The sequence below is a fragment of the Lentzea tibetensis genome, from assembly GCF_007845675.1.
Lineage (GTDB): Bacteria > Actinomycetota > Actinomycetes > Mycobacteriales > Pseudonocardiaceae > Lentzea > Lentzea tibetensis.
Map to the genome: position 1 here is coordinate 101,312 of NZ_VOBR01000018.1, position 11,440 is coordinate 112,751.

The 11,440-nt window shown below is 69.3% G+C and carries 13 protein-coding genes; 7 read left to right on the top strand and 6 right to left on the bottom strand.

Features of this window, described 5'->3' with window-relative positions; genetic code table 11:
* The first annotated feature begins 21 nt into the window (after window positions 1-21).
* Window positions 22-861 (top strand): DMT family transporter, encoded by an 840-nt coding sequence (locus FKR81_RS26570; protein ID WP_268891584.1) that lies wholly within the window; start codon window positions 22-24, stop codon window positions 859-861.
* A gap of 38 nt (window positions 862-899) precedes the next feature.
* Here FKR81_RS26570 and FKR81_RS26575 read toward each other — a convergent pair whose 3' ends face one another.
* Entirely contained in the window at window positions 900-2,981 is a 2,082-nt protein-coding gene (locus FKR81_RS26575) for an AfsR/SARP family transcriptional regulator (protein WP_146355611.1), read from the bottom strand.
* An 81-nt stretch (window positions 2,982-3,062) separates the two neighbouring features.
* Window positions 3,063-3,335 carry a chorismate mutase gene (locus FKR81_RS26580; protein ID WP_146355613.1) on the bottom strand — a complete coding sequence of 91 codons (273 nt, stop codon included), beginning with the start codon at window positions 3,333-3,335 and terminating at the stop codon, window positions 3,063-3,065.
* A 188-nt stretch (window positions 3,336-3,523) separates the two neighbouring features.
* On the opposite strand from FKR81_RS26580, the gene FKR81_RS26585 reads away from it, so the two are divergent.
* Both FKR81_RS26585 and FKR81_RS26590 read left to right on the top strand, forming a co-directional pair.
* Window positions 3,524-3,817 (top strand): hypothetical protein, encoded by a 294-nt coding sequence (locus FKR81_RS26585; protein WP_146355615.1) that lies wholly within the window; start codon window positions 3,524-3,526, stop codon window positions 3,815-3,817.
* A 10-nt stretch (window positions 3,818-3,827) separates the two neighbouring features.
* The gene (locus tag FKR81_RS26590) at window positions 3,828-4,859 is read left to right on the top strand and encodes a saccharopine dehydrogenase family protein (RefSeq protein WP_146355617.1); all 1,032 of its coding nucleotides are present in this window, start codon (window positions 3,828-3,830) and stop codon (window positions 4,857-4,859) included.
* Here the strand turns inward: FKR81_RS26590 and lipA are convergent.
* Genes lipA through FKR81_RS26605 form a run of 3 tightly spaced genes read right to left on the bottom strand, consistent with a single transcriptional unit; the run spans window position 4,834 to window position 7,116 of the window.
* Complete coding sequence (gene lipA / locus FKR81_RS26595) at window positions 4,834-5,835, bottom strand: lipoyl synthase (RefSeq protein WP_146355619.1); 1,002 nt, start codon at window positions 5,833-5,835, stop codon at window positions 4,834-4,836. The two genes, FKR81_RS26590 and lipA, sit on opposite strands and share 26 nt — an antisense overlap.
* Window positions 5,836-5,893: 58 nt before the next feature.
* A complete protein-coding gene (locus FKR81_RS26600; RefSeq protein WP_146355621.1) occupies window positions 5,894-6,784 on the bottom strand; it encodes an oxidoreductase in 891 nt (296 codons plus the stop codon).
* 26 nt (window positions 6,785-6,810) lie between these two features.
* On the bottom strand, window positions 6,811-7,116 hold the full coding sequence (locus FKR81_RS26605) for a hypothetical protein (protein ID WP_146355623.1): 306 nt from the start codon (window positions 7,114-7,116) through the stop codon (window positions 6,811-6,813).
* Between the two features lie 99 nt (window positions 7,117-7,215).
* Here FKR81_RS26605 and FKR81_RS26610 point away from each other — a divergent pair, with 99 nt between their 5' ends.
* Together FKR81_RS26610 and FKR81_RS26615 are read left to right on the top strand one after the other, a co-directional pair.
* Window positions 7,216-7,815, top strand: a complete 600-nt coding sequence (locus FKR81_RS26610) for a TetR/AcrR family transcriptional regulator (RefSeq protein WP_146355768.1) — start codon at window positions 7,216-7,218, stop codon at window positions 7,813-7,815.
* Between the two features lie 133 nt (window positions 7,816-7,948).
* Window positions 7,949-8,554 carry a response regulator transcription factor gene (locus tag FKR81_RS26615; RefSeq protein WP_146355625.1) on the top strand — a complete coding sequence of 202 codons (606 nt, stop codon included), beginning with the start codon at window positions 7,949-7,951 and terminating at the stop codon, window positions 8,552-8,554.
* A 4-nt stretch (window positions 8,555-8,558) separates the two neighbouring features.
* On the opposite strand, the gene FKR81_RS26620 is transcribed toward FKR81_RS26615, so the two are convergent.
* Complete coding sequence (locus FKR81_RS26620; protein WP_186763187.1) at window positions 8,559-9,575, bottom strand: sensor histidine kinase; 1,017 nt, start codon at window positions 9,573-9,575, stop codon at window positions 8,559-8,561.
* A gap of 387 nt (window positions 9,576-9,962) precedes the next feature.
* Between FKR81_RS26620 and FKR81_RS26625 the strand changes: the two genes are divergently transcribed.
* Together FKR81_RS26625 and FKR81_RS26630 are read left to right on the top strand one after the other, a co-directional pair.
* A complete protein-coding gene (locus tag FKR81_RS26625) occupies window positions 9,963-10,745 on the top strand; it encodes an AfsR/SARP family transcriptional regulator (RefSeq protein WP_146355629.1) in 783 nt (260 codons plus the stop codon).
* A 66-nt stretch (window positions 10,746-10,811) separates the two neighbouring features.
* The gene (locus FKR81_RS26630) at window positions 10,812-11,417 is read left to right on the top strand and encodes a response regulator transcription factor (protein WP_146355631.1); all 606 of its coding nucleotides are present in this window, start codon (window positions 10,812-10,814) and stop codon (window positions 11,415-11,417) included.
* Window positions 11,418-11,440: the final 23 nt, after the last annotated feature.

Below are 11,440 nucleotides of genomic sequence, written 5' to 3' on the forward strand. Positions count from 1 at the left end.
CAGGCCCCAGCGCTCATCGCGATCACGGTCGCGATGGTGCTCTGGGGCCTCGCGCCGGTCGCGACCCGGTTCCTGGTGCTGACGTCCGACCCGCTCGGCGTGATCGCGATCCGGCTGTCGTTCGCGTCGCTGTGCTTCGCGCCGCTGCTGCCGTGGATCAAACCGACGCGCGAGTCCGTGTCGTGGCCGATGATCGTGTGCGGGTTGGTCGGGATCGTCGGTTACAACGTGCCGATGACGTACGGGATCCAGCACGTGCAGGCCGGTCTCGCCGGTGTGCTGCTGGCGACCGAGCCGCTGTGGATCGCGGTGCTGAGCGTCGTCTTCCTGAAGGAGAAGCTGACCCGGCCGCTGCTGCTGGGGCTGCTCGTGGCGTTCGCTGGCGTCGTGACGCTGAGCGTGGGCGGCGGGATCGCGTTCGACCCGTCCATGCTCGCCGGGGCGGGCCTGGTGCTGTTCGGCGCGTTCATGTGGGGCGTGTACTCCGTTGCTGTGGCGCCGCTGGTGCGGCGGTTCGGCGCGTTGCGGGTGAGCGCGGTGACGTTGTGGATCGGCACCGCGCCGCTGCTGGTGTTCAGCGTGCGCGCGATGGTCACCACGGGCTCGAACCTGACCCCGACGGCCTGGCTGGTGCTGTTCCTCTACGGCCTGGGCCCGCACCTCGTCGGCATGCTGCTGTGGAACTACGGCCTGTCGAAGGTGCCGAGCAGCCGGGCCGGCCTGCTGCTCAACCTCTACCCGGTGGTGAGCGTGGCCGCGGGCGTCGCGCTGCTCGGTGAACACGTCGATGCCGCCACCCTGATCGGTGGCGGCATCGTCCTGCTGGGCCTCGCAATGTCCCAGCTCAGGGCTCGTGAGTGATCAGGAGGCCCAGAGCACTCCTGATCACTCACGAGCCCTTAAGCGACGTGGTGGCCGGGGGTGGCGACGGGCAGCGTGGTGGCGAAGGCGGACAGGTGGGTGCGGTGCGGCCGCGCGATCGTCAGCTTGTGCAGCCACGGCAGGTTGGGCCGTTCCTGCGCCAGCCACAGCTCCGCGCGCTGCGTCACGTCGCGCAGCAGGTCCTCGCCGATCTCCCGGACGACGTCCGGCGGACGCACCAGCTGACCGGGGTGCTCCAGTGCGCGCCGCGCGTGCGCCTCGAGCCATGAGAACACGTCCACGAGCCGGTCGAGCGCCGTCGCCAGCTCCTCCAGGTCGAGCTCGGCGTCGGCGAGCTGACGCGCGCGGATCCTGGTGAGCGAGTGGAACTCGTAGTGCGTGCCGCCCAGCTGGTTCTCCGTGACGACGTCGAGCAGCTGGTGGTCGACGAGCTTGTCCAGCAACCGCTGCGCCTTGTCCTCGGTGACACCGGCGACGGTCGCCGCGACCCACCCGGAGATGTGCGGCAGGTCCGGGATGCTGAGCTTCAGCCACAGCGCGCGTTCGGTCGGCGAGAGCCGGTTGGCCGCGGCGGCCAGCCGGGTGCCGGTGTCGAGCGAACCGTAGGCCAGCTCGGCGATCCGGTGGGTCTCGTCGGCGATGTGGTCGACGAACCGGTCCAGCCGCACCGTCGGCCGCGTGTGCAGCCGGGCACCCGCGGCGCGCAGCGCGAGCGGCAGGTGACCGCACAGGTCGACGATCGACCGCGCGCTCTCCGGTTCCCGCGCGATCCGCTCGTTGCCGATGAGCCTGCCGAGCAGCTGCACCGCGTCAGCCATGTCGAGCCCGTCGATCCGCCGCGACGTCACGCCCGGCGTCTCGACCATGCTCGACTGGCTCGTCACGAGCACCGCGCTGTCCGTGCCACCGGGCAGCAGCGGCTCGATCTGGGCGCCGGACTCCGCGTCGTCGAGCACGATCAGCAGTCGCTTGCCCGCGGTGATGCTGCGGAACAGCGTCGCCTGGTTCGCCAGGTCGGTGGGAATGCTGCGCTCCGGCGTGCCCAGCGCGTAGAGGAAGCTGCTCAGCACCTCTTGCGGCTCAAGGGGAGTGGTGCTGCCGCGCAGATCCGCGTGCAGCTGCCCGTCGGTGAACCGCTCGCGCGCCCGGTGTGCGGCGTGCACGGCCAGCGCGGACTTGCCGACACCGCCGCGCCCGATCAGCGCGACGACCGGTGGCCGTTCGCGGCGCAGCTCGTGGTCGATCCACTCCAGGTGCTCGGTGCGGCCGGTGAAGTCACCGACGTCCGCGGGCAGCTGCGCCGGGACCTTCGTGGCGTACCTGGCGCGCTGCGGCTGCGGCGACGTGATCGGGTGCCCGGCGATGATCCGCCGGTGCAGGTCCTGCAGCCGGGCGCACGGGTCCAGCCCGAGGTTGCTGACGAGCGTCGCCCGCCCCGCCCGGTACACGGCGAGCGCGTCGGCCCGCCGGTCGGACAGGTACAGCGCCGTCATCAGCCTGCCGCGCAACTGTTCCCGCAGCGGGTGCTCGTCGACCAGCAGCCGCAGCTCGCTGATCAGCTCCCGGTGCCTGCCCATGGCGAGCTCGATGTCGAGGCACTCCTCGAGCACCGAGAGCCTGCGCTCGGCCCAGTACGCGGCGACCGCCTCGATGGCCGGGCTCTCCAGCTCCGCCAGCGGACGTCCCTGGAACAACGCCAGAGCCGCGCGGTACTCGTCGACCGCACCGCCCAGGTCGCCGTCCTCGGCGCGTTCCCGGCCGCGCAGCATCGCCTTCTCGAACACCTGCGCGTCGAGGCACCCCTCGGGCAGCCGCAGCAGGTAGCCGCCGCGCGCCGTCTCGATCAGCCCGGTCCCGCCGGCCTTCTCGAACGCGCTGCGCAGCCGCCACACGCAGGTCTGGATCTGCTTGTCCGCCGTGACCGGTGGGGCGTCGCCCCACACGGCGTCGATGATCCGCCCGACCGACACGACCTTGTTGGCCTCGGTCAGCAGCAGTGCGAGGACCGTCAGCTGACGGTTCTTCGCGAGCTGGACCACCCGGTCCGCGATCGTCACCTGCAATGGTCCAAGAATGCGGAAGAAAACGTCGGTGCGCATACCCGCCCCCCGGCTGTCCCGTTGGTAGCGGAACTCTCGCAGCGGGAAGTGGAACCGAACTTGAGCGCACCTCGAACACGATCACCCGATGATCTCGTCCTCCAGCCGGCAGGCCTCGTTGATCAGCAGCGTCGCCAGCTCCGCCATGAAGTCCGGTGACACGCCCAGCGCGCGCCCGCGCTCCGCGTACGCGCGACAGACCGCGCGCACGCGGTCCGGCTGCATCATCGGGATGCCCTCGGCCTTCTTCACCGCGGCGACCTCGCCGCACACCCGCAGCCGGTCCGCGATCAGCGCGGCCAGCTGGCCGTCGAGCACCTCGATCCGTTCCCGGAAGGGTCGGAGGATCTCCATAAGAGGCTCCCGTCGAGTCGCACTGGAGTTGAGGTAAAGCTAGGTCGTGACGGTCTCAGTGCGGTCTTCCACCACGGCTCCACCGGGGCCCTTGCGCCCACCGATACAGCGTTAGGGGCTTAGGGGAGTACCCCTAGTGCCGCTGACCAGGGCTATACGGGTGTCCATTTGAGACGTAACTTTCTCCCATGTCACCGCGCACGTTCACCGTCGTCATCGGACTCGCGTTCTTCCTGGCCGGTTTAGCGATCTTGCTGGTGGCACTCGCCGTCGAGGCGCCGAACGGGACGCTCATCCCGTGCGGCAACAGCCTCGGCTTCGGGTTCGACGAGGTGGACGCGGCCGCGACGAGCCCCGCGTACGTCACCATCTGCGGTGACCTGCGCGAGAAGCGGCTGGTCTGGGCGGCGCCGATCGTCTCCGTCGGGGTGCTGCTCCTGCTGGGTGCCATGGTCGTGCGCAAGCGACCTACTCACCGGTAAGGTCCGCCGCATGACGTGGATGCTGTACGGCGCGAACGGTTACACCGGACGTCTCATCGCGGACCTCGCGGTCCGCCGCGGCCACCGGCCGATCCTCGCGGGACGCACCGCGGCCAAGGTCGCGCCGCTCGCCGAGGAACTGGGACTGGAGCACCGGGCGTTCGACCTGAGCGACGCGGCCGCCGGGCTGGAGGGCGTCGACGTCGTCGCCCACTGCGCCGGCCCGTTCTCGGCCACGTCCGCGCCGATGGTCGCCGCGTGCCTCGCCACCCGCACCCACTACATCGACATCACCGGCGAGATCGACGTCTTCGAGACCATCGCCGCGCAGGACGGTGCCGCGCGCGACGCGGGCGTCGTCCTGCTGCCGGGCGCGGGTTTCGACGTCGTGCCGACGGACTGCGTCGCCGCGATCCTGGCGAAGGAACTGCCCGGCGCCACACACCTCGACCTCGCGTTCGTCGTGGGCGGCGGCGCGAGTGCCGGCACGGCCAAGACATCCGTCGAGGCGGCGTCCGTCGGCGGGCGCATCCGAGTCGACGGCGAGCTGCGGTCGGTGCGCATCGGGCACCGCACGCGCGTCGCCGAGTTCCGGTCCGGGCCGCGTCAGGTCGGCTCGATCCCGTGGGGTGACGTCAGCACCGCGTACCGGTCGACTGGAATCCCCAACATCACGGCGTTCACGCTCGTGCCCGGCATGGCGGGACAGATGCAGGCGATCTTCGCGCCGATCCTGCAGACGCCCCTGTTCCAGAAGTTCGGGAAGTCCGTTGTGGAGCGTTTCGTCGGCGGGCCGGACGAGCAGAAGCGCCAGAACACCACGTGCGACGTGTTCGGTGAGGCGTGGAACGACGCGGCGCGGGTCTCCGTCGCGCTGACGGGACCCAACGCCTACGACCTGACGGCCGACTCGGTCGTCAGGGCCGTCGAGAAGATCTCCGACGTCGCGCCCGGTTCCCACACGCCGTCGAGCGCTTTCGGCGCGGACTTCGTGCGGGAACTGGACGGCGTCGTGCTCACCGCGGTGCGAGGAGTGAAGTGATCTCCTGAGACGCGGACGCCTGGAGGAGGTGCAGGAGGTTCTCGGGCAGCTCGTGCCCGCGCTTCTGCACCGCCTGCGCGTACAGGCGCCCGGCGCGGTACGAGGAGCGGACCAGCGGCCCGGCCATGACCCCGGAGAACCCGATGCCCTCGGCGGTCTCCTTGTGCACCACGAACTCCTCGGGCTTCACCCAGCGCTCGACCGGGTGGTGCCGCGGCGACGGGCGCAGGTACTGCGTGATCGTGATGATCTCGCAGCCCGCCTCGTGCAGGTCGTGCAGCGCCTCGGTGACCTCTTCGGACGTCTCGCCCATGCCGAGGATGAGGTTCGACTTGGTGACCAGGCCCGCCTCACGAGCCCGCGTGATGACCTCGAGCGAACGCTCGTAGCGGAACGCGGGCCGGATGCGCTTGAAGATCCGCGGCACGGTCTCCAGGTTGTGCGCGAGCACCTCGGGCCGTGACTCGAAGACCTCGGCCAGCTGCTCGGGCACCGCGTTGAAGTCCGGGATCAGCAGCTCGACGCCGGTGCCGGGGTTCATCTCGTGGATCTGCCGGACGGTCTCCGCGTACAGCCACGCGCCGCCGTCGGTCAGGTCGTCACGGGCGACGCCGGTGACCGTGGAGTACCGCAGGCCCATCGCCTGGACGGACTCCGCGACGCGACGGGGCTCGTCGCGGTCGAGGTCGGCGGGCTTGCCGGTGTCGATCTGACAGAAGTCGCAGCGGCGGGTGCACTGCTCGCCACCGATCAGGAACGTGGCCTCGCGGTCTTCCCAGCACTCGTAGATGTTGGGGCAGCCGGCCTCCTCGCACACGGTGTGCAGGCCCTCGCGCTTCACCAGACCCTTGAGCTCCCGGTACTCAGGACCCATCTTCGCGCGGGTCTTGATCCACGAGGGCTTCTTCTCGATCGGCGTCTGGCTGTTGCGGACCTCGAGACGCAGCAGCTTCCGACCCTCAGGTACCACAGTCACTCGCTCACCCTACGCCGAACCGGCATGCGTCTTCTCTCAAGGTCCGCTCCGCCGCAGGTCACGCGGGGTCGGGTGTGACGCCCGTCAACTTCGCGGTGAGGTCCCACAGCTTGCTCGCGCCCAGATCGTCGCGCGCACGGGCCGACATGTCCGCCTCGGCCGGGTAGCCGAAGGCGCCGCCGAGGCCGTTCGGGCCGTAGTACTGGCCGCCGCGCGCCTCCAGCGCCGTCGCCGCGTACAGCTGCGGCAGCGCTCCGCGCTCGACGGACTGGGAGAACAGGTGGCTGATCCGGCCACCGACCTTGAGCAGGAGGCTGCGGTGCGCGGACGCCATGTTGTCGGTCAGGTCGGTTCTGGTGACGCCGGGGTGCGCGGCGATGGACGTGACGTCCGGCGAGCGGCGGTCCAGTTCCCTCGCGAACAGCAGGTTCGCCACCTTCGACTGGGAGTAGGCGTTGGCCGGGCTGTAGCGGCGGTGCTCGAAGTTCGGGTCGTCGAAGTCCACGTACCCGCGCTGGTGCGCGAGGCTCGCCACGGTCACCACGCGCGAGCCGGGACGCTGCCGCAACGCGGGCATCAGCAGCCACGTCAGCGCGGCGTGCCCGAGGTGGTTCGTGCCGAACTGGCGCTCGAACCCGTCGGCGGTCAGCCCGTACGGCACGGCCATGATGCCCGCGTTGTTGATCAGAATGTCCAAAGAGGAGACTCGCCCGGCGGCCGCGCGCACCGACGCGAGGTCCGCGAGGTCGAGCTCCAGCGCGGACGAGTCACCGCCGACGATCTCCAACGCCTTCTGCGCGCGTTCGGTGGAGCGGCACCCGAGCAGCACCGTCGCGCCCTTGGCCGCGAGCACCTGTGCGGTGCGCAGGCCCAGCCCGGAGTTCGCCCCCGTGATGAGCGCGGTTCTGCCGGTCTGGTCGGGGATGTCGTCTTCGGTCCACTTCGCCATGGCTAACAACTACCGTCCGGTAGCCCTCACGCGCTACGGGCGAGGTGCGTGACGTGCGCGTCGAGCACGGCGCGCAGCGTCGGGTCCTCAACCGAAAGCATGCGCGTCACGCGCGCCACGACGGTGTCGTAGTCGTCGGTGGTGTCCAGCAGCTCGACCGCGATTCGGCTGGTCAGCCGCTGGTTCCAGCGGTAGGTCATCGCCTGCAGCAGCTCGTCGCGGCTCTCGAACACGTCGGGGTCGACGATCAGCGGTGCCGCCGGGTCGTGGCGGGCGTCGTTGAGGACGGCGTCGATGGCGTCGCGCCGCCGGTAGAAGTCGCTCCAGCCCATGTATCGTACCCCCGGTTCTTCACATACCCTCGGTATGGCACCGACCATACCACGGGTACGTACCGTTGGTATGTGAGCTACCGTGACGCCGTGGTGAACGTGCGGTCGAGGCGGGTGGAGTACTCCGAGTCCACGCGGCAGGCGCTGGTGGACAACGCCGTCGAGTTGTTCACCAAACGCGGCTACGCAGGCACGTCGCTCGACGAGGTCGTCAAGCGGGCGCGTGTGACGAAAGGCGCGCTGTACCACCACTTCAGCGGAAAGCAGGCCCTTTTCGAGGCCGCGTTCGAGTCCGTCGAAACGCGACTGGTCGAGCGGCTGTCGAAGATCGTCAACACTCCCGGCGACGCGTGGGAGATCGCGACCGGCGGCCTGCGCGCCTACGTCCGCGAGTGCCTCGAACCGTCGTACCAGCGGATCGTGATCCACGAGGCGCCGGTCGTGATGGGCTGGGAGCGCTGGCGCGAGGCCGAGGAGCACTACAGCTTCGGGCTGCTGCGCGCGGGAATGCAGTTGCTGCGCGAAGCCGGGGAGATCGACGAAGATCTTCCGGTCGAGATCACCACGCGGCTGTTGTTCGGCGCGTTGTCCGCGGGTGCGAGCACCATCGCGAGCTCACCCGACCCGCGGAAGGTCAGCAAGGACGTGGAACGGACGGTCGTGCGCGTGCTCGAAGGACTGCGCTGTAACCGACGGTAGCGCTCCAATTACACATTACGAATGGGTCACTGGGGCATTCGGCGCAGTTCACCCTGCGTACGGGCCAATTCCTTGGCACCCCCTGTCACCGAGTGTAAGACTCGGTACTTTGAGCTGACACGTAGGGGGCTCGATGATCAGAGTGTTGCTCGCCGAGGACGTGCAAATGGTCCGCGGAGCACTCGTCGCGCTGTTGGATCTCGAGCCGGACATGCAGGTTGTCGCGTCGGTGGCCAACGGTGACGAAATCGTTCCCGCGGTCGAGAAGAACAAACCTGACGTAGCCGTGCTGGACATCGATCTGCCCGGAATGGACGGCCTTTCCGCGGCCGCCCAGATCCACGAGGTCGCACCCGCCACGCGCACCTTGATCCTCACCAGCCTCGGCCGTCCCGGCACGCTGCGCAGGGCGTTGAACGCGCGGGTCAACGGCTTCATCCTCAAGGACGCGCCGATCAACCAGCTCGCGGATGCGATCCGCGGCGTCGCGGTCGGCCGCCGGGTCATCGACTCGCAGCTCGCGCTCACCGCGTGGGACGGCGACGAGTGCCCGCTCACCCCGCGTGAACTGGAGGTTCTCCGGCTCGCCGCGGACGGTGCCGACGCGATGGAGATCGCGGGCACGCTGTACCTGTCGGTCGGGACGATCCGCAACTACCTGACGACCGTCACCATGAAGCTCGAGGCCCGCAACCGCATCGACGCGGTGCGCATCGCCCGCAAGGCCGGCTGGCTCTAGAGCTCTACAGGGGGATTTGGGCGTGCAGGTGGAACCTGCCGCTCTCCCGCCGCGATGTGAAGCTGCCGCCGATCTCGTCGACGCGCTCGGTCATGTTCCGCACCCCGCTGCCGGACGGGTCGCAGGGCGACTCGTCCGCCCCGTCGTTCATGATCTGCAGCTCGATCAGGTCTTCCTTCTGCCGCAACGAGATCTCGCAGTGCTCGGCCCGGCTGTGTCGCAGCACGTTCGTGACGCTCTCGCGCAGCACGGTGGCCAGCACCGTCGCGGCGGGCTCGGGGATCTCGCCGTGGTCGAGCTCCATGTTCACGGTGATGTTCGCCGAGGTCAGGACGGCTTTCGCGGAGCAGAACGTCTCCTCGACCGACAGCAGCCGGTAGCCGAGGGCGACGGACCGCACGTCGACCAGCGTGTGCCGGGTGATGTCGAGGATCTCGCCGAGCGTCTCGCGCGCCTGGTCCGGGTGGTCGGGCAGCAGCCGGTGCGAGAGCTCGCTCTTGAGCTTGATCGCCGACAGGCCGTATCCGAGCAGGTCGTGCAGGTCGCGGGACACGCGGATGCGTTCCTCGGCGACCGCGCGGTCGGCCAGGTCGGAGCGGGTCGCGTCGACCTTCACCGCGAGGGCGGCGAGCCACGGCAGCCCGTGCAGCACGAGCCCGGCCATCGCCGTCGTCACGATGCTCAACGACGCTGCGGTGAGGTCGTGACCAGCGGAGATGTGCACCCCGCCCGCGGCGATGACGATCGCGGTGAACGCCGTCCAGCCCGCCGTGCGCGGTAACACCAGCAGTACGCTTCCGGCGAGGAAACCCGTCGCGGCGATCCACGTGTGGCCGAACAGCAGCATCGGCAGGAACACCAGGAGTGCGTGCACCGTGAGCGCCAGGTGGCCGGTCGGGAACTCCAGTCGCGCGGACGGTCTGCTGAAATAGGAAAGCTGAATGGCGGCCAACGCCCCAATTACCGTGACGACGACCGCCGAATGGGTGGTCCCGCGGCCGAGCAGAAGCACGTGAACCACTTCTATCAACGAGAGCCCGCTGACTATCACGAGGCTCGTTCGCATCGTCCGCCGTGCGGGCGGCATCGACACCCTGACCGTTCCGGGTGGATGTGCCAATGCTGCCATTTCAACCCCCGCACAACCGAGGCGCCGCCCGCGAATAATACGGCAACGTCAAGACTCGCTGATCGAAAAGAATCACACAAACGGACGAGTATCAGAGGCGTCCCATTACTAACCGCGTCGGACCCGTCACGTTCGGAAGCGGTTTTGGGCCCGTGTGAAAGATTCATCGTTCCCGCGGGTACAGCTCATCACGGACTTGTGGGGTGCTCCGTGGCGTCGGCGATGCCCTCTCGGTTGCACTAGTAGGTGCTCGAAACAGGCCGCCGTAGGGAGAGTTCCGTGGACATCAAGGTGCTGGGACCGCTGGAGGCGCACGAGAACGGTGTCTCCATCACGCCGACCGCGGCCAAGCCCCGCCAGCTGCTGGCGCTGCTCGGACTGCAGGCCGATCACGTCGTGACCGTGCCGACGCTGATCGAGGAGCTGTGGGGCATGGCCCCGCCGCGCAGCGCGCTGACCACGTTGCAGACCTACGTGCTCCAGATCCGCAGGCGCATCGAGGCCGCGGGCAACGACGCCGCGAAGGACGTGCTCGTCACCCGGTACGGCGGCTACCTGCTGGACGTGGGTGCCGGCGCCGTCGACGTGGTCGAGTACGAGCGGCTCGCGTCTCGCGGCCAGCGCGCGCTGGAGGAGGGTTCGCTGGAGCCCGCGGCCAGGATGCTGCGCGCGGCGCTGGAGGTGTGGCGCGGCCCGGTGCTCGCCGACGTGCGCATCGGCATGCGGCTCGGCATGGAGGTCACCAGGCTGGAGGAGAGCAGGCTCGGCGTGCTGGAGGCGTTGATGGACGCCGACCTCCGCCTCGGCAGGCACCAGCAACTGCTCGGCCAGCTCTCGATGCTCACCGCGCAGCACCCGCTGCACGAGAACTTCTGCGCCCAGCACATGCTCGCGCTGTACCGCTCAGGCAGGCAGTGGCGTGCACTCGAGGAGTACCGGACGTTGCACGACAAGCTGATGGACGAGCTGGGCCTCGCGCCGTCGGAACGCCTGCGCCGCCTGCAGAGCGCGATACTGCGCGCCGACCCCGATCTCACCCAGGTACCACAACTCGCGGGGTAGCTGTGTGGTTCGAGGCGGATGGTCGGGCGCTAATGTGTGCCGGACGGGGCTGAGGGGACGGCAGAGATGATCAGGGTTTTGCTCGCCGAGGACATGCACATGGTCCGGGGCGCGCTGGTAGCTCTGCTCGATCTGGAACCCGACATCGAGGTCGTCGCCGAAGTGGACTCCGGCGACCAGATCGTCTCCATGGTGGAAAGCCACCAGCCCGACGTGGCGGTCATCGACATCGACCTGCCGATCCTGGATGGACTGACGGCCGCGGCCAAGATCCGCAGCACGATCCCCGGCGTGCGCACGCTGATGCTCACGTCGCTCGCCCGCCCAGGCACCCTGCGCCGCGCACTCGCCGCCGGTGTCGACGGGTTCATCCTCAAGGACGCCCCGCCCGCGAAGCTGGCCGCCGCGATCCGCGACGTCGCCGCTGGCCGCCGCGTGGTGGACTCCCAGCTGGCGCTGGCCGCGTGGGACTCCGGCGAATGCCCGCTGACCGAGCGCGAGCTCGAAGTGCTGCGGCTCGCCGCGAACGGCACCGACGCGCCGGACATCGCGCGCGCGTTGTCGTTGTCCCCCGGGACGGTGCGCAACTACCTGACGTCGGTCGTGGCGAAGCTGGACGCGCGCAACCGGGTGGACGCGATCCGCATCGCCTCTGAAGCCGGTTGGCTGTAAACCTTTCCGGGTTTTCCCCCGCC

Coding starts and splice junctions, on each gene's coding strand:
- FKR81_RS26575 (WP_146355611.1), bottom strand. CDS start 2,981: ATGCGCACCGACGTTTTCTTCCGCATTCTTGGACCATTGCAGGTGACG.
- FKR81_RS26580 (WP_146355613.1), bottom strand. CDS start 3,335: ATGGAGATCCTCCGACCCTTCCGGGAACGGATCGAGGTGCTCGACGGC.
- FKR81_RS26585 (WP_146355615.1), top strand. CDS start 3,524: ATGTCACCGCGCACGTTCACCGTCGTCATCGGACTCGCGTTCTTCCTG.
- FKR81_RS26590 (WP_146355617.1), top strand. CDS start 3,828: ATGACGTGGATGCTGTACGGCGCGAACGGTTACACCGGACGTCTCATC.
- FKR81_RS26600 (WP_146355621.1), bottom strand. CDS start 6,784: ATGGCGAAGTGGACCGAAGACGACATCCCCGACCAGACCGGCAGAACC.
- FKR81_RS26605 (WP_146355623.1), bottom strand. CDS start 7,116: ATGGGCTGGAGCGACTTCTACCGGCGGCGCGACGCCATCGACGCCGTC.
- FKR81_RS26615 (WP_146355625.1), top strand. CDS start 7,949: ATGATCAGAGTGTTGCTCGCCGAGGACGTGCAAATGGTCCGCGGAGCA.
- FKR81_RS26630 (WP_146355631.1), top strand. CDS start 10,812: ATGATCAGGGTTTTGCTCGCCGAGGACATGCACATGGTCCGGGGCGCG.